Consider the following 22,601-nt stretch of genomic DNA (forward strand, 5'->3'; position numbering starts at 1 on the left):
TCGGGGGGTGAACTCGCGGCGCTCCTGGTTCGTCTTCGGGATCGGCGCCTTCGCCTACCTCGTGGCGGTGATGCAGCGCACCAGCATCGGCGTCGCCGGCGTCTCGGCCACCGAGCGGTTCCACGTCTCGGCGTCGGTCCTCTCCTCTCTGGCCGTCGTCCAGCTCATCGTCTATGCGGCGATGCAGATCCCCGTCGGCGTGCTGATCGACCGGATCGGGTCTCGTCGGCTGATGCTGACCGGGACGGCCCTCATGGTCGCCGGGCAGATCGCGGTCGCCTTCGCGCCGAGCATCGCGGTCGCGATCCTGGGTCGCATCCTCGTCGGCGCGGGCGACGCCACCGTGTTCACGTCGGTGATGCGCCTCACCAACTCGTGGTTCCGCGGCCGCATCGTCCCGCAGCTGTCGCAGTGGATCGGCAACATCGGCCAGCTGGGCCAGGTGCTGTCGGCCATCCCCTTCGCCCTCATCCTCCACCAGGCCGGGTGGACGACCGCCTTCCTCTCCGCCGCATCGCTGTCGGTGCTCGCGCTCATCGCGATCGCCGTCGCAGTCTCCGACCGCCCCGTCGGCTCGACGGAGGGGCCGCGCCCGGCGACCTGGTCGGAGTCGCTGCGGCAGCTGCGCGTCAGCCTCGCCCGTCCCGGCACCCAGCTGGGCTTCTGGTCGCATTTCGTCACCCAGTCCTCCGGCACCGTGTTCAGCCTGATGTGGGGCCTGCCGTTCATGGTGTTCGCCCTCGGCATCGATCCGGCCGAGGCGGCAGCGCTGCTCATCGTCTCCGTGGTCACGGGCCTCATCGCCGGACCGGTCCTCGGGCTCCTCACCGCGCGCTTCCCCCTGCGCCGCAGCAACCTGGTGCTCGGAATCGTCGGGATGATGGGCGTCGTGTGGGCCGTCGTGCTCCTGTGGCCGGGAGTGCCGCCGGCCTGGCTGCTCGTCGTGCTCCTGATCGCGATCGGCATCGGCGGCCCGGGCTCCGTCATCGGGTTCGACTTCGCCCGCACGTCCAACCCGCTGCATTCGCTGGGCTCGGCGAACGGGATCGTCAACGTCGGCGGGTTCCTGGCCAGTTTCGTGATGATGTTCCTGATCGGCGTCGCCCTGGACCTGCAGAACGGGGCCCGGGTCGCCGCTGGCGGCGCCCCCGACCTGTATGCGCTCGACGCGTTCCGTTGGGCGTTCGCCATCCAATACGTGATCGTCGGCGTCGGAGTCGCGCTCCTCGTCCGCGCCCGCCGCCGCACCCGCCGCCGGATGCAGGAGGACGAGGGAATAGAAGTGGCCCCGATCTGGGTTTCACTCTCCGACGCATGGCGCAGGCGGAGCGGTCGCGAGACGCGCTGACCGCGAGGCCGAGGAAGAAGGCGCGACCGGCCGTGCGCGACGGCCGACGTGGTCGGGGGCATGCGTGAATCGTGCAATAATTGGTATCTGGACCCGTTCATTTTCTGTGGGTCGGAGCATTCGACGATGCCCGACGTTCCTCCCAGGACTTGACATGGGTCTTAGTAATGTCCGCACGCAACCCTGAGCCACGACGGAGCCGCGAGGAGTCCGGTCCCGCTTGGTATTGAAAGGTGTTCACATGGCAACCCGTGCAGCAACGAAGGCCCCGGAGGCCGACACGGTCGAGGAGACGGTGGCGGGCGCCGAGGGCGCGACGGCGGTCAAGGCCGCCACGAAGAAGACGACGAAGACCGCTGCTGCGAAGCCGGCGGCCAAGAAGGGTGCGAGCAAGCCCAAGGGGCGTGCGGCCGGCGAGGACGACGACGAGGAGGTCGACGACGACGCCGAGGTCGAGATCGACGCCGAGGACTCGGACGACGACACGGATGCCGCGACCGGCGATTCGGACGACGCGGATGACTCCGACGACGCCGACGCACCGCAGAAGGCGGCCGACGTCGCCGCGGCGGCCGTCGCGGCCGCCCCGTTGCCGACCGATGCGCTGGTGCTGCGCGCGGTCGACGAGGACGACGACATCCCGGTCTACTCGACGACCATCACCGGCGCGACGGCCGACCCGGTCAAGGACTACCTCAAGCAGATCGGCAAGGTCCCGCTGCTGAACGCGGCGGAGGAGGTCGAGCTCGCGATGCGTATCGAGGCCGGCCTGTTCGCCGAGGACAAGCTCGCCAACACGCAGGGCATGACCAAGGAGCTGGAGCGCGAGCTCAAGTGGGTCGCGCGGGACGGACAGCGCGCCAAGAGCCACCTGCTCGGCGCCAACCTGCGCCTCGTGGTCAGCCTCGCCAAGCGCTACACCGGCCGCGGCATGCAGTTCCTGGACCTGATCCAGGAGGGCAACCTCGGTCTCATCCGCGCCGTCGAGAAGTTCGACTACACCAAGGGCTTCAAGTTCTCCACGTACGCGACCTGGTGGATCCGCCAGGCGATCACGCGCGCGATGGCGGACCAGGCCCGCACCATCCGCATTCCGGTGCACATGGTCGAGGTCATCAACAAGCTCGCCCGCGTGCAGCGCCAGATGCTGCAGGACCTGGGCCGCGAGCCCACCCCCGAGGAGCTGTCGAAGGAACTCGACATGACCCCCGAGAAGGTCATCGAGGTGCAGAAGTACGGTCGCGAGCCGATCTCGCTGCACACCCCTCTCGGCGAGGACGGCGACAGCGAGTTCGGCGACCTGATCGAGGACACCGAGGCGGTCGTCCCGGCGGACGCGGTGGGCTTCACCATGCTGCAGAAGCAGTTGGAGAGCCTGCTCGACTCGCTCTCGGAGCGTGAGGCGGGCGTGATCCGCATGCGCTTCGGCCTGGGCGACGGCATGCCGAAGACGCTCGACCAGATCGGCGACACCTTCGGCGTGACGCGCGAGCGCATCCGCCAGATCGAGTCGAAGACGATGGCGAAGCTGCGCCACCCGTCACGCTCGCAGTCGCTGCGCGACTACCTCGAGTAAACCGGTGCGCTATCGTTTGGCGGTCGTCGCCGGCCGCCTCGCCCGCTGGCTCCTGCGCCTGCGCGGCGGGGGGTCGGCGGTGCCCGGCCGGGTCGCGCTCGCGATCGCACCGAAGTTCCTGGAGCGCGCTGTCAGCCGGCTGCCGCTCGGCGTGGTCTTCGTCTCCGGCTCCAACGGCAAGTCGACGACCACCAACATGCTCACGGCGATCCTGCGCGAGCACGGTCTCGAGGTGTTCACGAATCCGTCCGGCGGCAACCTCCCGCAGGGCATCGCCTCGGCGTTGCTCGCGGACGTTCCGCTCGACGGCTATGTGCGCGGAGACGTCGGTGTGATCGAGGTCGACGAGGCCTACGGCGTCGATCTCGCCACACTGCTGAAGCCACGGGGTTCGCTGCTGCTCAACGTGCAGATCGACCAGCTCAACCGCTTCTTCGAGCCCACGCGCGTCGTGGGGATGCTGCGGTCCATCGCCGAGACCTCGTCCGAGTTCGTGGTGGTGAACGCCGACGACGACAGTCTGTCGCGCATCGGGGCCGACCTCGCCGCCGGCGGCCGCGACGTCTCGACATTCGCCGTCGCGCCGTCGATCATCGAGGCCGCGCCCAACGGCCTCGCGAACGTGAAAGACCTCAGCGGGGTCGCCGCCGGCGCCCTGCCTGTGCCCGCGGTGTTCGTCTCGGCCCTCGAGACGCAGAGCGCCCAGCTCACGATCGGCGGGGAGAACGTCCGCATCGGGCTTCCGGCGCGCGGGCTGCATTACGCTGTCGACGCCGCCGGCGCCACGGCGCTGGCGCGACGGCTGCTCGGCGACCGGTTCCGGTCGACGGCGGTCGTCGCGGCGATGGCCTCGCTCCGCACCGTCTACGGGCGCGGGGAGACCTTGCGGGTCGGTGACGAGGACATCGAGATCATCATGATGAAGAACCCGCCGAGCCTGCAGCTCAACCTCGACTATCTCGCGGCGTCCCCGGAGCAGGTGTTCGTCGCGGTCGACGAGGGCACACCGGACCCGTCGTGGGTGTACGACATCGACCTCTCGAAGCTGGAGCAGGTCGACGTCGTCTCGGGAACCAAGGCGTGGCAGTTCGCCACCCGGTTCGCGTACGCGGGCATCCCGGTGCACCAGGTGGTGCCCGAGCTGAAGCCGGCTCTCGCGGCCTTCCTCGCCCTCCCGAAGCCCGCGCACGGCACCAAGACCATGATCGTCAACTACGAGCAGATGATGCTGATCCGCAAGCAGCTCGGATTCCTCGACCTGGAAGGCGGCGAGCGGTGAGCGTGCTGCGCATCCTGCACCTGTACCCGCGCGAGCTGGGGATCAACGGCGACGCCGGCAATGTGCTCGCCCTCGCCGAACGCGCCCGCTGGCGCGGCGTCGAGACCGAGGTCGTCACGCACGCGCCCGGAGCCGATCTGCCCGCGAGCGTGGACATCGTGCACATCGGCTCCGGACCGCTCTCCGCACAGCGCGCGGTCCACGCGGACGTGGTGAACATCGCGGGCCGCCTGCGCGACTGGCGCGATGCCGGCGTGCCGATCCTCGCCGTGTCCGGCGGTTGGCAGCTGCTCGGCCGCGAGCTGGTCACTCCGGACGGCGAGACGCTCGCCGGCGCCGGAGTGTTCCCGAGCCGCGCCGTGCTCGGCAGTGCCCGCCACGTCGGCGAGATCGTCGTGCGCACGGCGGAGACCGGGACGCTGGCCGGATTCGAGAACCACTCGGCGCGGACCGAGCTCGAGGGCGGCGAACCGCTGGGCCGCGTGCTCAGTGGGACGGGGAACGACGGTTCCCTCGAAGGCGTGACCGTCGGCGCGGCGATCGGCACGCACCTGCACGGTCCGGTCCTCCCGATGAACCCCGCGCTGGCGGATCTCCTGCTCGCGACGGCACTGCGGGGCGAACTGCCACCGGTCCCGCAGACGGAGCGGGTGGACCGCTACGCGACGAACGCGCGGCGCGCCATCGCCGAGCGGCTGGGCGTCTCGCTCTAGCCGACGTACACCCGGGGGACGCGCGCGGCGACTCCCGTGATCATCTCGTCGGCGATCGTCTCGGCCCAGTCGGCCCAGGTCTCCGCGGTGGCCTCGCCGTGGTCGCCGGGCCCGAACAGGACGGCGGTGTCGCCGACGCACACGCGCGCGTCGCCCGCGTCGACCAGCATCGAGTCCGCGGCGACCTCGATCACCGGGCATCGGCGGCCGGCCAGCTGCACGGACGACTTTGCGATCCCCAGCGTCGGGACACCGTCGCCGAAGCCGATGCCGATGCGTACTCGTGTGGTGCCGCCGACGTGGATGTCGGTGACGGGGGCCTCGAGGCGCATCACGGGGACGAGCCCGAGCTCGGCGCCGGTGGCGTCATCGAAGGGGGAGAATCCGTAGGCGGCGATACCGAACCGCACGAGGTCGAAGCGTGCTTCCGGCATCCGGATTCCCGCGGAGCTCGCAGCCAGGTGGAGGATCTCGAACACGGCACCGCGCGCCTCCGCCTCGGCGACGGCCTCGTGGAACTCTCCGAGCGCCCGCCGGTCCTCTTCGAGGGAGGCGTCCGCGAGGTGCGACCACGCGGCGCGGACGCGCAGGAAGCCGCGGTCCTGCAGCGCGAGCGCGGTGTCGACGAGCGCCGGCCAGTCCTCGCGCGTCGCGCCGTTGCGGCTCAGGCCGGTGTCGACCTTGAGATGGACGACGGCCGGCCGGTCGGCGCCCGCGGCGGCGATCCCTTCGAGCTGCCAGACCGCGGAGACCCCCAGCTCGATGTCGTTCTCGATCGCCGCGCGCCAGTCCGTGTCCTGGCCGTGCAGCCAGGCGAGCAGGGGAGCGGTGACTCCCGCCCGCCGGAGGACCAGCCCGGCGGGGACCTCGAGAACGGCGAGTGAGGTGGCCCCGGCCTCGAGTCCCGCCTCCGCGATCGGCAGCAAGCCGTGTCCGTACGCGTCGGCCTTGACGGCGAGCATGACCTCCGCCGGAGCGGCGATGGATGCCAGGTGGGAGACGTTGCGCCGGAGGGCCGCGAGATCGATGACCGCGCGTGGCAACGGCTCGGCGATGGCGTCGACGATCGTCATGCGCGGTAGAGCCTCTCGATACGCCGGCCCAGCCGGCTTGTGATCACGGCGGCGGACACGCCGATCGCGTCGGACCAGTCGAGAACGCCCGGTTCGCCGGCCGCCGGATCGCCGAAGAGCACGACAGGGTCACCGGGGGAAGCGGCGCCATCGCCGATGTCGACGACGAACTGGTCCATCGCGATCCGGCCGGTCACCCGGCCGCGTGTGGCACCGACCTGGACCGGCGCCTTGTTCGAGGCGAGGCGGAGGACGCCGTCCGCGTAGCCGAGGGCCACCAACACGAGCGTCGAGGGGCGGGAGGTCCGGTAGGTGTAGCCGTAGGAGACGCCCCGGTCGGCCGCGACGCGCTTCACGGCGATGATCTCTCCCTCGAGACGCATGGCCGGCGGCGCAGGGATGCGGGGCTCGAGGCCGAAGAGCTCGGGACCGAGCAGCGACGGCGCGTCCGGTGGCGGTCCGCCGACGGTGACGCGCGCCGCGACGCCATCGTCGGCCAGAGCCGCCGCATCCTCGACGCGGGAGACGACGAAACCGCCGACCCCCGCCTCCGACAGCGCACGGGCGACGGGGATGAGCCCGTGTCCGTACGCGTCGGCGCGGAGATCGGCGGTGGAGTCGTGGAGCGATGCGGTGAGGCCCGCTGCGGTCGAGCGGACGACGGACAGGTCGATGGTGGCGCGCCTGTGCACGCCGTGCCCTGCGGTCATCGTCCGGTCAGCCTCGCGGGTCGCGACGCGATCGCGTTACGCGCGCTGCTCTTCGAACAGGCGGGCGCTCTCGTCGTGCCAGCTGTGCGCGATCTCGGACAGCTTCTCCTGGTGCTTCTTGCCGTGGTGGGCGCAGAAGAGGAGCTCCCCGTTGTTCACGACGACGCGGATATAGGCCTGTGCTCCGCAGCTGTCGCAACGGTCCGCAGCAGTCAGTTGCGGACCCGAAGCGAGCTCGTCAACCGCATCATTCTCCGAAGTGATCGTCGACATGTGATGCTCCTTTCAGTCGCAACCGGTGAACTCGGTACCTCTATAGAACCACGCCCGGGCGCCAATCCGTCGCGCATTGGCTGCTATTTCGCTCAACGCGAAGCATCCGCGCCGTCGGGTGTCGGTGGCGGAGGGTGTCCGCGGCGTTGTCTACGCTGGGGATGCAGCACGCCCGCATCCTCCGGGCGGACCCGGAACGCAAGGAGCACTCGTGGCGAGCTCAGACTATTCGGCCAGGCATCTCTCGGTGCTGGAGGGGCTGGAGGCCGTCCGGAAGCGTCCCGGCATGTACATCGGCTCGACCGATTCGCGCGGGCTCATGCACTGCCTCTGGGAGATCATCGACAACTCCGTCGACGAGGCGCTGGCGGGGCACGGCAGCGCCATCGACGTCGTGCTGCACCCGGACGGCAGCGTGGAGGTGCGCGACACGGCGCGCGGCATCCCTGTCGACGTCGAGCCCAAGACGGGCCTGACCGGCGTGGAGGTCGTCTTCACCAAGCTGCACGCCGGCGGCAAGTTCGGCACCGGATCGTACGCCGCGTCGGGCGGGCTGCACGGCGTCGGCGCGTCGGTCGTCAACGCGCTGTCCGAGCGGCTCGATGTGGAGGTCGACCGCGACGGCAAGACCTGGGCCATGTCGTTCCACCGCGGCGAGCCGGGTGTGTTCGCCGACGGGAAGGACGGCGCCAGTCCGGACGCGGCGTTCTCGCCGTTCGTCAGCGGCAGCGAACTGCGCGTCGTCGGCAAGGTCGCCAAGGCGAAGACCGGCACCCGCATCCGCTACTGGGCCGATCGGCAGATCTTCACGAAGGGCGCGACGTTCTCGGTGGAGGATCTGGTCGGGCGCGCACGCCAGACCGCGTTCCTCGTGCCGGGACTCGCGATCACCATCGACGACAAGCGCAGCCCCGAGGGCGAGCGCACCACCTTCCAGTACGAGGGCGGCATCTCGGAGTTCGTGGACTTCCTCTCCCCGGACTCACCGATCACCGACACCTGGCGGCTCACCGGCGAGGGCAGCTTCACCGAGACGGTCCCCGTGCTCTCGGAGAGCGGGGCGATGGTCCCCACCGAGCTGACCCGCAGCTGCGAGGTCGACATCGCGCTCCGCTGGGGCACCGGCTACGAGACCGTCATGCGCAGCTTCGTCAACATCATCGCGACGCCCAAGGGCGGCAGCCACCAGACCGGCTTCGACCAGGGGCTCCTCAAGTTCCTCCGCGCGCAGGTCGAGCAGAACGCCCGCCGCCTCAAGGTCGGCACCGACAAGCTCGACAAGGACGACGTGCTCGCCGGTCTGACCGCTGTGCTCACCGTCCGACTGCCCGAACCGCAGTTCGAGGGGCAGACCAAAGAGGTGCTCGGCACGCCGGCTGTGCGCAACATCGTGGCCCAGGTGGTGCAGAAGACCCTGACCGAGCGGTTCACGTCCACCAAGCGGGACGACAAGGCGCAGGCGGCCCTCGTGCTCGACAAGGTCGTCGCCGAGATGAAGTCGCGGATCTCGGCACGCGCCCACAAGGAGACGCAGCGCCGCAAGAACGCGCTGGAGACCTCGTCGCTGCCGGCCAAGCTGGTCGACTGCCGATCGAGCGATGTCGCCAACAGCGAGCTCTTCATCGTGGAGGGCGACTCGGCCCTCGGGACGGCGCGGCGCGCGCGCGACAGCGAGTACCAGGCGCTGCTGCCGATCCGCGGCAAGATCCTGAACGTGCAGAAGGCCTCCGTGTCCGACATGCTCTCGAACGCCGAGTGCGCCGCGATCATCCAGGTCATCGGCGCGGGCTCCGGTCGCAGCTTCGACCTGCCGTCCGCCCGCTACGGCAAGGTCATCATCATGAGCGACGCGGATGTCGACGGTGCGCACATCCGCACCCTGCTGCTGACGCTGTTCTTCCGGTACATGCGGCCGATGATCGAGGAGGGGCGCGTGTTCGCCGCCGTGCCTCCTCTGCATCGGGTGATCGTGCAGAACCCCGGGTCCAAGCCGAACGAGACGATCTACACCTACTCGGAGGCGGAGCTGAACGCGGTCCTCGCCGACCTGGCGAAGCGCGGCAAGAAGCACCAGGAGCCCATCCAGCGCTACAAGGGTCTGGGCGAGATGGATGCCGACCAGCTGGCGACGACGACGATGGACCGGACCCACCGCACCCTGCGTCGCGTGCGCGTCCCCGACGCGGAGGCCGCGTCGCGCGTCTTCGAGCTGCTCATGGGCAACGAGGTGGCTCCGCGCAAGGAGTTCATCATCGCAGGGGCCGACGACCTCAGCCGCGCGCGCATCGACGCCTAGCCGATCCGTCGGCCGCGCGCACGACAGCGGGGTCGCAGTCCGCCGTTCCGGGAGGCCGGAAGCGGCAGGATGCGACCCCGCTGCGGTGTCTGTGCGGCCCGCTCAGCCGATCTGGCGGCCGATCGAGCCGACGACCATGTCGAGGGGCGTACCCGATGCGTCGCGGCGCGAGCCGCCCTCCGGCAGTGCGCGTGCGACGCCGTCCGGGGCGACCGCGAGGGCGGGCCCTCGGCCGACCCAGGCCACCGCGAGCTCGCTCTCGCCCTTGAGGAAGCGCTGGGCGCGCACGCCGCCGGTGGCCCGGCCTTTCGCCGGGAACTCGGCCAGATCGCTCACCTTGCCGCTGCCCGGGTCCGTGCCGGGGAGCGTCTGCGCCCCGGTCGCGATCGTGACGACCACGGCGGCCTCCTTCTCGTCCGCCGGGACGGCGCCGAAGGAGAGGACGCGGGCGCCGTCGCCGAGGTTGATGCCGGCCATGCCGCCTGCTGCGCGGCCCTGGGGGCGCACCGAGGAGGCCGGGAAGCGCAGGAGCTGTGCGTCGCTCGTCACGAAGACGAGCTCGTCCGAGTCGTCGACCTGCAGGGCGCCGACGACTTCGTCACCGGGTTTGAGCGCGATGATCTCGAACTCTGGCTTGTTGGCCCAGTCGCCCGCGACGACACGCTTCACGACGCCCTGGCGGGTGCCGAGCGCGATGGTGCGCGGCGCGTCCAGCGAGACGATCGCGAGGATGCGCTCTTTCTTGTCGGCGAGCGCGAGGTAGTCGCCGACCTTGACGCCGGCGCCGAGCTGGATCGAGTTGAGCGGCGCCGCGGGCAGATCGACGGGGGAGAAGCGGATGAGCCGGCCGGTGTTCGTGACGGCCCCGACCTCGGAGCGACTCGTGGTGTCCAGCTGCGAGAGGATCGCGTCGTGCTTGCTGCGGCGCGCGGGCGCCTGGATGCGGCCCAGCGCCCCGGGCTCGACGCCGTCGGTCGCGGGCGGTTCGTCCACCCGCAGGATGCGTCCGGTCGTCGACAGGAACACACGGCACGGCACGTCGGCGACCTCGAGCTGCACCTGGCCGGCCTTGCCGCGCCCGGAGACGCCGGCGATGGACGGCTTGGCCTCGGTGAGGAGAGTGCGGCGCGGCGTTCCGAACTTCGCCGCGACCTGCTCCAGCTCGTCGGAGACCAGGGCGTTGATGCGCGCTCGGCTGGCGAGGATCTCCTCCAGCTCGGCGATCTCGGCGCGCAGCTGGTCGCGCTCGGTCTCGAGCTCGATGCGCGAGAAGCGGGTGAGGCGTCGCAGCCGCAGCTCGAGGATGTAGTCGGCCTGGAGCGTGCTGAGGTCGAACACCTGCATGAGGCGCGTGCGGGCCTGTTCGGTGTCGTCCGACGTGCGGATGACCTGGATGACCTCGTCGATGTCGAGGATCGCGATGAGGAGGCCCTCGACGAGGTGCAGACGCTCCTTGCGGCGCGCGAGCCGGAACTCGGAGCGGCGTGTGACGACACGCACACGGTGGTCCAGATAGACGGAGAGCAGGTCCCGGAGGCCGAGCGTCTGCGGGCCGCCTTCGACGAGCGCGACGTTGTTGATCGAGAAGCCCTCTTCGAGCGGAGTGTGCCGGTAGAGCTGCTCGAGCACGGCGTCCGGGCTGAACCCGGTCTTGATGCCGATGACCAGGCGGAGGCCGTTCTGGCGGTCGCTGAGGTCGGTGACGTCCGAGATGCCGTTCAGCTTCTTCGCGTTGACGCCGTCCTTGATCTTCTCGATCACCTTCTCCGGCCCCACCATGTAGGGGAGCTCGGTGACGACGAGGCCGCTCTTGCGCGCGGTGATCGCTTCGACGGCGACCTTGGCGCGCATCCGGAAGCTGCCGCGCCCGGTCGCGTAGGCGTCGCGCACACCGGCGAGGCCGGCGATGGTGCCGCCGCACGGGAGGTCGGGGCCGGGCACGTAGGCCATCAGGTCGTCGAGGGTGGCCTCGGGGTTGTCGAGCAGGTGACGGGCGGCGCCGACCACCTCGATGAGGTTGTGCGGGGCCATGTTGGTCGCCATGCCGACCGCGATGCCGCTGGCGCCGTTCACGAGGAGGTTCGGGAACGCGGCGGGCAGCACGTCCGGCTGCATGAGCTGCGCGTCGTAGTTGGGCACGAAGTCGACGACGTCCTCGTCGAGGTCCTCCGCGAGTGCGAGGGCGGCGGCCGCGAGGCGCGCCTCGGTGTACCGGGCGGCCGCGGGTCCGTCGTCGAGGGAGCCGAAGTTGCCGTGCCCGTCGACGAGGGGCACCCGCAGCGTGAAGTCCTGCGCCATGCGGACGAGGGCGTCGTAGATGGCGCTGTCGCCGTGCGGGTGCAGCTTCCCCATCACCTCACCGGTCACGCGCGCCGACTTGACGTGACCGCGGTCGGGCCGCAGACCCATCTCGGTCATCATGTAGAGGATGCGGCGCTGCACCGGCTTGAGGCCGTCGCGCGCGTCAGGGAGAGCGCGGGAGTAGATCACCGAATAGGCGTACTCGAGGAAGGAGCCCTGCATCTCGGTCGTGACGTCGACGTCTTCGATGCGTTCGGTGATGCCGGCCGGAGCCTGGTCGTCTGCTGGTGTCATTCGTGCAATCTCGGGAAGGGCGGAGGGGTCCTGCCCGCGTGTGCCAGACTGGGCCGGATGTCGTCCCCCATGCTACCGGCCGCGTTCACCACCAGGACGAGCCTGGCCGCGGTTCTCCCGAGTTCGCTCGCCGCCGTGCGGGGGGAGGAGAACGAGCTGGGACTCCCCGCCGTGGACCACGTCGTGGTGATCGTCGTCGACGGCCTCGGCGCCTCCTCGCTGCGTGCGCGCGCCGGGCACGCCCGTACCGTCGCCCCGCTGCTCGGCAGGACGACCACGATCGACGCCGGCTTCCCGACCACGACCGCGGCCGCGCTCACCACGCTCACGACCGGAACGCTGCCGGGGGAGCACGGCATGGTCGGCTACCGGGTGCGCGACGATGCCGGCCGGCTCACCAACCAGCTGAGCGGCTGGGACGACCGGATGGACCCCGCGACCTGGCAGCGCTCACGCACCGTCTTCGAGCGGGCGGCGGAGGAGGGCGTCGCCGCCCGTGCCATCGGCCTGCCCAAGTACGCCGACTCGGGCTTCACCGCTGCCGTGCTGCGCGGAGCCGAGTTCGTCGGCGGCCGCACCATGGCCGACCGGTTCGAGATCGCCGAGTCGGTGGTCGCGGGCGCCGGTCCGGGCATCACCTATCTGTACGTGGCCGAGCTCGACCAGCTCGCGCACGCGAAGGGATGGGAGTCGCCGGACTGGACGGCGGCGCTGGAGACGCTGGACGCGCTGGTGGCCGCATTCGCCCGCCGCCTCGGCCCGCGGAGCGCGGCCCTGCTGACGGCCGACCACGGGGTGCTCGACGTGCCCGAGAGCGGTCACGTGCTGTTCGACACCGCTCCCGAACTGCTGGAGGGAGTGGCGGCCGTCGCCGGCGAGCCGCGGTTCCTCCACCTTTACGCGGAATCAGGCGAGGACGCTGCGGCCGTCGCCGCGCGATGGCGCGCCGTCGAGGGGGAGCGGTCGTGGGTGGCGACACGCGCGGAAGCCGTCGCAGCTGGCTGGTTCGGCCCGCACGTCGACGACGCGGTGGCCCCGCGCATCGGGGACGTCCTGGTGGGCGCCCGCAAGCACATCGCCTACTACGACTCGCGCGACACGGCACGCACCGGCCGTGGGATGGTCGGCCAGCACGGCTCGCTCACCGCGGACGAGACCCGCGTGCCGCTGCTGCGGTTCGGAGCGGCCGGGTAGCGCTGCCGTCGGGGTGGTCGGCCGGTCAGGCCAGGTCGTCGTCCGTGCGCGCGCCGAAGACGATCTCGTCCCAGCTCGGCATCGAGGCGCGGCCCTTGCGCCGTCCGCCCCCGGCGGGGCTCTGCTCCGTGGAGGTCACGACCGGAGCGGACTCCTCGATCGGGGAGGCGGGGTCGACCGCGCCGATCGCCTCGTCCACGATGCGGAACGGCGTGGGCGCCGACACCAGGGCGGCGTCCTCCGGTCGCGGGGCGGGGGAGGCGGGAGTCTCCGGCTTCTCGTCGTAGGTCGCGGCCTCGCGCTCACCGCGGCGGCGGCGCAGCGCCTCCAGCAGGTCGGCGGTCTGGTGCAGGTCGCGCGGGGTCTCGTCGTCGGCCCGGTTGATGGCGGAGACGGAGATGGAGTTGCTGGCGCCGGCACGCGCCGTGGTCAAGGGCTCGATCGGCGTGGTGATCTCCGGCCCGAGGAGGTCGGCGACGGGCTCCGGGAAGGTGAAGGCGCCGCTGTCGAAGCGCGAGGTGTCCGGCTCCCCCTCGTCGGGCAGTACCGCCCGCAGCCGCGGGATCAGCGCGCCGCCGCGCAGCTCGCCGGCCTGGGAGAGCGTCGTCGCCTCCGAGTTGAGGGGGGAGAGGCCGTGCTTGCGCGCGTCGTACGACCAGCGCGCGTCGTGGTCGATCTCGTCGGCGGTGAACTCGAGCTTGACGATCCAGCCGGTCTCGGAGTCCTTCCAGCTCGCCCAGCGCTCACCCGTGACGCCCAGCGAGGCGAGACGATCGCGGATGACGGAGCCGAACGTGTCGGGGTCGCCCAGAGGATCGACCTCGACGGCGGTCCGCACGGGCACGCTGAGAGCGCTCGCCACGATGTGCTCCCGTTCCGCGACGATCGGGCCCTCGAAACGCTGCACGTACTCCAGCGGGGCGCCCGTCACGGCGGAGACGTCCTCCGCGGACATGCCGGAGCGGATGTGGGCCTGGACCTCGCGCGGCGACAGCTTGACGTTCTCTGCGGACGCCTGCTGCCGCACCTGGCGGATCTTCGACTGCAGGGCGTCGTCGACGGCGATGCGGAATCGCTCACCGTCGTCGCCGACGGCGACGATCGCACCGTTCTCGACCCCGATGACCTTCAAATCCTGCATGTGGATGCCTTCCGAACTCGCGTGCGTACCGGGCCAGGATGGCACGGGAACGGGGGTGATCCGGGGAATACGCCGGGCGTGCCGGAAGTTGACTCCTGCGCAATCGCTGAGAGGCTTCCGAGTGGTTTTGCTATTCCCTGGCGATTGATGCAAACTATGGCCGCCGATTGCGAGAATCGGCCGTTACGTACGAGAAGTGGATGGGCATGGCAACGGATTACGACGCACCGCGGAAGACCGAGGACGACTCCGAGTCGATCGAGGCCCTCAAGGAGCGAGTTCCGGACAAGATGTCCGGCGTTGTCGACGTCGAGGACGCCGACAACCCCGGCGGCTACGAGCTCCCCGGTGCCGACCTGTCGGACCTCGACCTCGATGTCGTGGTGCTCCCTCCGCAGGCCGACGAGTTCACCTGCGTGAACTGCTTCCTGGTGAAGCATCGCTCGCAGATCGACCACGAGAGCAAGCTCGGGCCGATCTGCGTGGAGTGCGCCGCCTGAGCGACGCGCCCCGCGACTCACGACGTGGGTCGAGCCTCCTCGAGAACCCGGACCAGCTGGTCCGGGTTTCTTGTTGAGAGGAGCCAGTACGGCGTCGGGTCGTCGAGGTCGGCGACCGGGACCTTGACGACCGGCTTGATCCAGCCGCGGATGAGCAGCCAGGCGCGCGCGTCGAGCCGCTGGCCGCGCTCGAGCGTGGCGGCGTCGCCGGTGAAGGCGACCGGATCGCCCGTGAGCGACAGTGGGATGCGCGCGTGTCCGGCGATCAGCTCCTCCTTCGTCACGCGCAGCGTCGGTGCGGAGACGAGCAGAGCCACGACGATCGCGACATAGAACACGATCGCCAGCACGACCCCGACCGTGAAGTTGATCGGGGCGAACACGAGCATCACCGCGGGGATGATCAGCAGGGTGGAGACGAAGAGCCAGGGGGTCGCCCAGAGCCGCTCACGGTAGAGGTCCATGGTCTCTATTCGATCAGACTTCTGCACTACCCTCGACACGTGACCGAATCCGTCGACGTTCCGATCATCGCCGCGACCCTCCCTGCCTACGCCCACCCGGGCGACGCCGGAGCCGACCTGTGCGCGGCGGAGGCGGTGACGCTGGCACCCGGGCAGCGGCACACGGTCGCGACCGGCGTCTCGATCGCCCTCCCCGACGGATACGCGGCCTTCGTGGTGCCGCGGAGCGGGCTCGCCATGAAGCACGGCATCACGATCGTCAACTCCCCGGGCACCGTCGACGCGGGGTACCGCGGCGAGATCCGGGTGACCGTCCTCAATACGGACAGGTCGATGCCGTACGATATCGCCGTCGGCGACCGGATCGCCCAGCTGATCGTCATGCCGGTCACGCGTGCCCGGTTCATCCCCGTCGACACCCTTCCGGAGAGCCACCGCGGCACCGCGGGCTTCGGCTCGTCCGGATACACCGTGACCCAGTCAGGAGAACACGCTTGAGCGACACCAGCGGCACCCCGGAGAAGAACGAGTCGGCCGGGACCGGCGCCGACGAGCTCGCCCCGGAGGCGCCACTCGACGACGCCAAGTCGGCGCCGGAGGACCGCGAGACCGAGGGCCCGCTCGACGAGAGCGAGGCCAACCCGGTCCGCCCCTACGTCGATCTGGGCGGCGTGAAGATCCTGCCCCGCGAGGGACTGCATCTGCGTCTCGAGGTGGAGGAGGAGTCGCAGCGCGTCGTCGCGGTCGGCTTGGACTACGCGGGATCGACGCTCCAGGTGCAGCCGTTCGCCGCCCCCCGCTCCAGCGGGCTCTGGCACGAGATCCGAGGCCAGATCGCGGATCAGGTGCAGCGCCAGGGCGGCCGGATCAGTGAGCGGGACGGCGTGTTCGGGCCCGAGCTGATCGCCGAGATCCCGGTTGCCGCCCCGCAGGGCAAGCCGGGCGAGACCCGGGTCGCGCGCTTCGTCGGCGTCGACGGGCCCCGCTGGTTCCTGCGCGGTGTGATCGCCGGGGACGCGGCCATCCAGCCCGAGGCGGCCGCGCTCGTCGAAGATCTCTTCCGTAGCATCGTGGTCGTCCGCGGCTCGGTGCCGATGCCCCCGCGCGACCTCATCCCGCTGCGGATGCCGGCCGCGCCGTCGGCCGGCGGCACGGACAACAGCTACACCTCTCTTTAGGAACGCATGGCAGAGCACGACCCGCGGGGGACCCCGCGTGACGAGACCCCGAACGACGAGACGACGCCGGGCGACGCGACGCAGCGCGACGAGGTGGCGGCGAGCGTCGGCGAGAGCCTCGCGCGCGCGGCGCGCACGTCGGGTCTCGGCCAGCTCGCCGAAGGGGAGGCCCCCACCGGCGCCGCGCTGCTCGGCGCGCTGGGCGGGGTGCGCGGACTGGCGGAGACCATCCTGCCGGGGCTCGTGTTCCTCATCCTCTTCACGTTCACCGAGAACGTGCCGCTCTCGATCGGCGCCTCCGTGCTGGTCGCGGTCGTCTTCACCATCGTCCGCATCGCCGGCAAGACGCCCGTCACGCAGGCGATCGCCGGCCTGATCGGCGTCGGCGTCTCGGCGATCCTCGCGCTGATCACCGGTCGCGGCGAGGACAACTTCCTGCTCGGCATCTGGACCAATGCCGCATACGGCGCCGCGCTGCTGATCTCGATCCTGGTGCGGTGGCCGCTCATCGGCCTCGCGGCGGGGTACCTCATGGGCGACGGCCTCGCGTGGCGCGGGGTGAAGTCGAAGTTCCGGGTGATGCAGGCGCTCACCTTCCTCTGGTTCCTGCTCTTCGCAGCCCGGCTGCTGGTGCAGGTCCCGCTCTATCTGGCACACACGCCGGAGGCGACGAGCGCACTGGCGCTCACCAAGCTGCTGATGGGCGTGCCGCTGTACGCGCCGCTCCTGCTGGTGACCTACTTCGTCGTGCGTGGGCAGTTCCCGCAGCAGACCCGGCAGGGCACGACCCCCTCGCAGAAGAACCCGCCGCGGGAGAACCCGCCCACACCGGCGGACACCTAGGCAGAGGCACCCCGGGGGACGCATGACCGACGCGCGCGTGGGAGACGGCCTGAGCGCGGCCCAGGTGGCGGAACGGCGCGCGGACGGCCGACACAACGCGCAGCGTCAGACGAGCTCCCGCTCGATCGGCGACATCCTGCGCGAGAACATCGTCACGCTCTTCAACGGGATCCTCACGGTCTGCTTCGTGGCGGTGCTGCTGCTCGGCGACCTGCGGGACGGCTTCTTCTACGGCGTGGTCGTCGCCAACGCCCTCATCGGGATCGTGCAGGAGGTGCGCGCCAAGCTCGTGCTCGACCGCGCCGCCCTGCTCGCCGCTCCGGAGAGCCGGGTGCGCCGGGACGGCGCGGTGGTCGCCGTCCCCCTCGAGGACGTCGTGCTCGACGATCTGCTCGTGCTGCGCCCAGGCGATCAGATCCCGGCGGACGCCGTCGTGGTGGAGAGCACGGGCCTCGCGCTCGACGAGTCGTTGCTGACGGGCGAGTCCGATCCCGTGTTCAAGGACGACGGCGCGCAGCTCCTGTCGGGCTCGCACGTCGTCACCGGCACCGGCTACGCCCTCGTCACGGCCGTAGGCGCCGACTCGTACGCGAGCAAGCTCACGAGCGAGATCAAGCGGCATTCGCTGGTGCACTCCGAGCTGCGCGACGCGACGAACCGCATCCTGGTCTACCTGTCGTGGATCCTCGGCCCGATCATCCTCATCACGCTCGTCGGTCGTGTTCTCGCGTACGGCGGCTTCGGCGAGCTGTTCGTCGACGCGCGCTGGCGGCGGGCGCTGATCGACGCGGTCGCGGCCGTGGTCGGCATGATCCCGGAAGGGCTCGTCCTCCTCACCAGCCTCGCGTTCGGCGTGGCGGCCATCCAGCTCGCCTCCCGCAAGGTGCTGGTGCAGGAGCTGGCGGCCGTGGAGGTGCTCGCCCGTGTCGACGTGCTCTGCCTCGACAAGACGGGCACCCTGACGAGCGGCGAGCTGGAGCTCGAGGGGACCATACACCTCGGCGACATCGTCCCCCACGAGCAGTCGGAGATCGCCCTCGCGGCGTTCGGCGCCGACGACGCGGGGAACGCGACGGCGGGGATCCTCGCCGACCGGTTCCGGAGCGACGCCTACTCGGTCGTGCGGCGCGTCCCGTTCAGCTCGGCGACCAAGTACAGCGGAGTGGTCCTCCGCATCGCCGGCGAGGAGACCTCCTGGGTGCTCGGCGCCCCGGAACGCGTCCTCGCGGACCACCCGGCCGAGCTCGCCCGCGCGACGGAGATCGCCGCGACCGGTCGGCGGACGCTGGCGCTCGCCCGGGCGTCGTCGGCGCTGCCCGAGGGCGCGCAGATCGCGCTCACCGGTCTCGCACTCGTGCCCGCGAGCCTGGTGATCCTGGGGGAGACGCTGCGGCCGGAGGCTCGCGACACGCTGGGCTACTTCGCCGAGCAGGATGTCCGCGTGGTCGTGATGTCGGGGGACAACCCGGTGACGGTGGGCGCCATCGCACGTGAGCTGCGCCTCGACGGCGCCGCAGTGGACGCGTCCGCTCTCACGACGGACGAGGAGCTGGAGACCGCCCTGCGCACCGCGAACGTGCTCGGGCGGGTCAGCCCCGAGCAGAAGCGCACCGCGGTCGGCCTGCTGCGGGCGCAGGGGCGGACGGTCGCGATGACGGGCGACGGTGTGAACGACGCGATGGCGATCAAGGACGCGAACCTCGGGATCGCGATGGGCTCGGCGACCGCCGCGACGAAGGCTGTTTCGCGACTCGTGCTCCTCGACAACCGCTTCGACCGTCTCCCGGGCGTGCTGGCCTCCGGGCGCCGTGTCATCGCGAACGTCGAGCGGGTGTCGAACATCTTCCTCGCGAAGACCGTCTACGGCATCCTGCTCGCCCTCGTCAGCGCGGTGCTGCTGTGGCCGTTCCCGTTCCTTCCGCGGCAGATGACGCTGGTGTCGTCGCTGGCGATCGGGATACCGTCGTTCTTCCTTGCGCTGGCGCCCAACCGGCGCATCTACACGCCCGGCGTGCTGCCGCGCATACTGAAGTACTCGGTGCCGACCGGCGTGATCGCGGGACTCGCGGCCGTGGTCGCGTACGCCCCCATCCATCGGACGCTGCCGCTGCACGAGGCGCGCAGCATCGCGACGGTCACGCTCTTCTGCGTGTCGCTCTGGATCCTGTGCGTGCTCACCCGGCCCTTGAGCGGCCCACGCTGGGCGCTCCTCGGAGCGGTCGCCGGAGCGTTCGTCCTGGTGTGCGCGATCCCGTTCACCGCCGAGTTCTTCCAGATGCACCTGAGCCTGTCGTGGGGACTGGCGTGGGGCATCGCGGTCGGTGCCGTCGGAGCGGCGGGGATCGAGCTGTTCTACCGGTTCGCCAGGGGGCGCGGCCTGGTCTTCGACCGGCAGTGAACGTGGTAGATTTATCTTGACGTCAAGATAAATCCGGTCGCCGACGACTTAGGCTTACCTTGCTGGAAACACGCTTCGACGGACAACCAAGATGGATGCGGCTCGCGTGACAGCGCCTGCCGATGAAGGAGAGGGCAACGTGTCAGCCACTACAGGTTCCGCGTTCGGCAGCTTCGGTGCGAAGAGCACCCTGAGCGTCGGCGACAAGGACTACACGATCTTCCGGATCGACACCGTCGACGGCTACGAGAAGCTGCCGTTCAGCCTCAAGGTGCTGCTGGAGAACCTCCTCCGCACCGAGGACGGCGCCAACATCACCGCCGACCACATCCGCGCCCTCGGCTCGTGGGACCCCACGGCCGAGCCGGACACGGAGATCCAGTTCACCCCGGCCCGCGTCATCATGCAGGACTTCACCGGCGTGCCCTGCATCGTCGACCTCGCCACGATGCGCGAGGCCGTCTCGGCGCTGGGCGGCGACCCGAAGAAGATCAACCCGCTCGCGCCGGCCGAGATGGTCATCGACCACTCCGTCATCGCCGACCTCTTCGGGCAGGCGGACGCGCTCGAGCGCAACACGGACATCGAATACGAGCGCAACGGGGAACGCTACCAGTTCCTCCGCTGGGGCCAGACCGCGTTCGACGATTTCAAGGTCGTGCCGCCGGGAACCGGCATCGTGCACCAGGTGAACATCGAGTACCTGGCCCGCGTCACCATGACCCGCGAGGTCGGCGGCGAGCTGCTCGCCTACCCGGACACCTGCGTCGGCACCGACTCGCACACCACGATGGTCAACGGCCTGGGCGTGCTCGGCTGGGGCGTCGGCGGAATCGAGGCGGAGGCGGCGATGCTCGGCCAGCCCGTCTCCATGCTCATCCCCAAGGTGGTCGGCTTCAAGCTGAGCGGCGCCATCCCGACCGGCGTGACCGCGACCGACGTCGTGCTCACGATCACCGAGATGCTCCGCAAGCACGGTGTCGTCGGCAAGTTCGTCGAGTTCTACGGAGCGGGCGTCGCCGAGGTGCCCCTCGCGAACCGCGCCACCATCGGCAACATGAGCCCCGAGTTCGGCTCGACCGCCGCCATGTTCCCGATCGACGATGTGACCCTCGACTACCTGCGCCTCACCGGCCGCAGCGAGGAGCAGGTGAAGCTCGTCGAGGAGTACTCCAAGGCGCAGAGCCTGTGGCACGATCCGGAGACCGAGCCGGTCTTCAGCGAGTACCTCGAGCTCGACCTCTCCACGGTCGTCCCCTCGATCGCCGGCCCGAAGCGCCCGCAGGACCGCATCGAGCTCAGCGACGCGAAGGACCAGTTCGAGAAGGACCTGACCAACTACGCGGACGTCTCGCACGATCTGGTCGACCTGACGATCTCGGAGTCGTTCCCGGCCTCCGACCCCGGAGAGCTGCAGCCGGAGGATGCCCAGAGCATCCACTCGCACTCGCACCACAGCCACGCGCCGAAGACGGCGTCGAACCCGACGCCCGTCACGCTGGCCGAGGGCGGCGACAGCTTCGTGATCGACCACGGCGCGGTCGCGATCGCGGCGATCACCTCGTGCACCAACACCTCGAACCCGTCGGTCATGCTCGCGGCCGGACTCCTCGCCCGCAACGCGGCGAAGAAGGGCTTGAAGTCGAAGCCGTGGGTCAAGACCACGCTCGCACCGGGATCGAAGGTCGTCACCGACTACTACGAGAAGGCCGGTCTCACCAAGGACCTCGAGGCCCTCGGCTTCTACACGGTCGGCTACGGCTGCACCACCTGCATCGGCAACTCGGGCCCGCTGCTCGACGAGATCTCGCAGGCCGTGAACGACAGCGACCTCGCGGTCACCGCCGTCCTCTCGGGCAACCGCAACTTCGAGGGCCGCATCAACCCCGACGTCAAGATGAACTACCTGGCGAGCCCGCCGCTGGTCATCGCGTACGCTCTCGCCGGGTCGATGAACTTCGACTTCGAGACCGACGCCCTCGGCAAGGATGCGGACGGCAACGACGTCTTCCTCAAGGACATCTGGCCGGACGCCGCCGAGGTGCAGGAGACGATCGACTCCTCCATCAACGAGGGCATGTTCACCCACGAGTACGCGAGCGTGTTCGAGGGCGACGAGCGCTGGAAGTCGCTCCCGACTCCGACCGGCTCGGTCTTCGAGTGGGACGAGAAGTCGACCTACGTGCGCAAGCCCCCGTACTTCGACGGCATGACGCTCGAGACCACGCCGGTGTCGGACATCTCCGGCGCCCGGGTGCTCGCGAAGCTGGGCGACTCGGTCACCACCGACCACATCAGCCCCGCCGGCAACATCAAGGCCGACAGCCCGGCCGGCCGCTACCTGGACGAGCACGGCATCGACCGCAAGGACTTCAACTCCTACGGCTCGCGCCGCGGCAACCACGAGGTCATGATCCGCGGAACGTTCGCGAACATCCGCCTGAAGAACCAGCTCCTCGACGGCGTGGAGGGCGGCTACACCCGCGACTTCACCCAGGAGGGCGGCCCGCAGTCGTTCATCTATGACGCGTCGCAGAACTACCAGGCGCAGGGCACCCCGCTCGTGATCTTCGGCGGCAAGGAGTACGGCTCCGGCTCGTCCCGCGACTGGGCGGCGAAGGGCACCAGCCTTCTGGGCGTCCGCGCGGTCATCACCGAGAGCTTCGAGCGCATCCACCGCTCGAACCTCATCGGCATGGGTGTCGTCCCGCTGCAGTTCCCGGCCGGCGAGAGCTGGGCGTCGCTCGGCCTCGACGGCACCGAGGTCGTCTCCATCTCGGGCCTGGAGGAGCTCAACGAGGGCCGCACCCCGAAGACCGTCCGCGTCGTGGCCGAGCCGAGCTCCGAATCGCCCGCGGGCAAGCAGACGGTCGAGTTCGACGCGGTCGTCCGCATCGACACCCCGGGTGAGGCCGACTACTACCGCAACGGCGGCATCCTGCAGTATGTGCTCCGGAGCCTGGTGTAACCAGACCGTTGTCAAGGGGAGGCTCGGAATCGCCGGTTCCGAGCCTCCTCTC

The 22,601-nt window shown here is 70.2% G+C and carries 18 protein-coding genes; 12 read left to right on the forward strand and 6 right to left on the reverse strand.

Features of this window, described 5'->3' with window-relative positions; all coding sequences use genetic code 11:
- Window positions 1-7: 7 nt before the first annotated feature.
- The 4 genes from LLS1_RS09455 to LLS1_RS09470 all read left to right on the forward strand — a co-directional run bounded on the left by LLS1_RS09455 (window position 8) and on the right by LLS1_RS09470 (window position 4,916).
- Window positions 8-1,348: a nitrate/nitrite transporter gene (locus LLS1_RS09455; RefSeq protein ID WP_226655028.1), complete on the forward strand. Its 1,341-nt coding sequence runs from the start codon at window positions 8-10 to the stop codon at window positions 1,346-1,348.
- A 241-nt stretch (window positions 1,349-1,589) separates the two neighbouring features.
- Window positions 1,590-2,924 (forward strand): RNA polymerase sigma factor, encoded by a 1,335-nt coding sequence (locus LLS1_RS09460; protein WP_223356942.1) that lies wholly within the window; start codon window positions 1,590-1,592, stop codon window positions 2,922-2,924.
- Between the two features lie 4 nt (window positions 2,925-2,928).
- The gene (locus tag LLS1_RS09465) at window positions 2,929-4,203 is read left to right on the forward strand and encodes a MurT ligase domain-containing protein (protein ID WP_226655029.1); all 1,275 of its coding nucleotides are present in this window, start codon (window positions 2,929-2,931) and stop codon (window positions 4,201-4,203) included.
- Window positions 4,200-4,916 (forward strand): type 1 glutamine amidotransferase, encoded by a 717-nt coding sequence (locus tag LLS1_RS09470; RefSeq protein WP_226655031.1) that lies wholly within the window; start codon window positions 4,200-4,202, stop codon window positions 4,914-4,916. The genes LLS1_RS09465 and LLS1_RS09470 overlap by 4 nt, the downstream gene beginning before the upstream one ends.
- On the opposite strand, the gene alr is transcribed toward LLS1_RS09470, so the two are convergent.
- The 3 genes from alr to LLS1_RS09485 are packed head-to-tail and all read right to left on the reverse strand — an operon-like array spanning window position 4,913 to window position 6,972.
- Window positions 4,913-5,989, reverse strand: coding sequence for an alanine racemase (gene alr / locus LLS1_RS09475; protein ID WP_226655033.1), 1,077 nt, complete (start codon window positions 5,987-5,989; stop codon window positions 4,913-4,915). The genes LLS1_RS09470 and alr overlap by 4 nt on opposite strands.
- Window positions 5,986-6,699 (reverse strand): alanine racemase, encoded by a 714-nt coding sequence (locus tag LLS1_RS09480; protein ID WP_226655035.1) that lies wholly within the window; start codon window positions 6,697-6,699, stop codon window positions 5,986-5,988. The genes alr and LLS1_RS09480 overlap by 4 nt, the downstream gene beginning before the upstream one ends.
- 36 nt (window positions 6,700-6,735) lie before the next feature.
- Entirely contained in the window at window positions 6,736-6,972 is a 237-nt protein-coding gene (locus LLS1_RS09485; protein WP_025155638.1) for a hypothetical protein, read from the reverse strand.
- Between the two features lie 211 nt (window positions 6,973-7,183).
- Here LLS1_RS09485 and LLS1_RS09490 point away from each other — a divergent pair, with 211 nt between their 5' ends.
- Window positions 7,184-9,268: a type IIA DNA topoisomerase subunit B gene (locus LLS1_RS09490; protein WP_223356925.1), complete on the forward strand. Its 2,085-nt coding sequence runs from the start codon at window positions 7,184-7,186 to the stop codon at window positions 9,266-9,268.
- A gap of 102 nt (window positions 9,269-9,370) precedes the next feature.
- On the opposite strand, the gene LLS1_RS09495 is transcribed toward LLS1_RS09490, so the two are convergent.
- A complete protein-coding gene (locus LLS1_RS09495; RefSeq protein WP_226655037.1) occupies window positions 9,371-11,863 on the reverse strand; it encodes a DNA topoisomerase (ATP-hydrolyzing) subunit A in 2,493 nt (830 codons plus the stop codon).
- A 69-nt stretch (window positions 11,864-11,932) separates the two neighbouring features.
- Here LLS1_RS09495 and LLS1_RS09500 point away from each other — a divergent pair, with 69 nt between their 5' ends.
- Window positions 11,933-13,057: an alkaline phosphatase family protein gene (locus LLS1_RS09500; protein ID WP_226655241.1), complete on the forward strand. Its 1,125-nt coding sequence runs from the start codon at window positions 11,933-11,935 to the stop codon at window positions 13,055-13,057.
- Window positions 13,058-13,082: 25 nt separating this feature from the next.
- Here LLS1_RS09500 and sepH read toward each other — a convergent pair whose 3' ends face one another.
- Window positions 13,083-14,198: a septation protein SepH gene (sepH, locus tag LLS1_RS09505; protein ID WP_226655039.1), complete on the reverse strand. Its 1,116-nt coding sequence runs from the start codon at window positions 14,196-14,198 to the stop codon at window positions 13,083-13,085.
- A gap of 206 nt (window positions 14,199-14,404) precedes the next feature.
- On the opposite strand from sepH, the gene LLS1_RS09510 reads away from it, so the two are divergent.
- On the forward strand, window positions 14,405-14,698 hold the full coding sequence (locus tag LLS1_RS09510; RefSeq protein WP_039920738.1) for a DUF4193 domain-containing protein: 294 nt from the start codon (window positions 14,405-14,407) through the stop codon (window positions 14,696-14,698).
- A 17-nt stretch (window positions 14,699-14,715) separates the two neighbouring features.
- On the opposite strand, the gene LLS1_RS09515 is transcribed toward LLS1_RS09510, so the two are convergent.
- Window positions 14,716-15,162, reverse strand: coding sequence for a DUF3093 domain-containing protein (locus LLS1_RS09515; protein WP_226655041.1), 447 nt, complete (start codon window positions 15,160-15,162; stop codon window positions 14,716-14,718).
- A 39-nt stretch (window positions 15,163-15,201) separates the two neighbouring features.
- On the opposite strand from LLS1_RS09515, the gene dut reads away from it, so the two are divergent.
- From dut to acnA, 5 genes are all read left to right on the forward strand, one after another.
- A complete protein-coding gene (gene dut, locus LLS1_RS09520; RefSeq protein ID WP_223356917.1) occupies window positions 15,202-15,660 on the forward strand; it encodes a dUTP diphosphatase in 459 nt (152 codons plus the stop codon).
- On the forward strand, window positions 15,657-16,340 hold the full coding sequence (locus LLS1_RS09525) for a DUF3710 domain-containing protein (protein WP_226655043.1): 684 nt from the start codon (window positions 15,657-15,659) through the stop codon (window positions 16,338-16,340). The genes dut and LLS1_RS09525 overlap by 4 nt, the downstream gene beginning before the upstream one ends.
- 6 nt (window positions 16,341-16,346) lie before the next feature.
- Complete coding sequence (locus LLS1_RS09530) at window positions 16,347-17,183, forward strand: DUF3159 domain-containing protein (RefSeq protein ID WP_226655044.1); 837 nt, start codon at window positions 16,347-16,349, stop codon at window positions 17,181-17,183.
- A gap of 22 nt (window positions 17,184-17,205) precedes the next feature.
- Entirely contained in the window at window positions 17,206-19,581 is a 2,376-nt protein-coding gene (locus tag LLS1_RS09535) for an HAD-IC family P-type ATPase (RefSeq protein WP_226655046.1), read from the forward strand.
- 91 nt (window positions 19,582-19,672) lie between these two features.
- Entirely contained in the window at window positions 19,673-22,549 is a 2,877-nt protein-coding gene (acnA, locus tag LLS1_RS09540; RefSeq protein ID WP_374758258.1) for an aconitate hydratase AcnA, read from the forward strand.
- Window positions 22,550-22,601: the final 52 nt, after the last annotated feature.

Source organism: Leifsonia sp. LS1 (assembly GCF_020521355.1).
Taxonomy (GTDB): domain Bacteria; phylum Actinomycetota; class Actinomycetes; order Actinomycetales; family Microbacteriaceae; genus Leifsonia.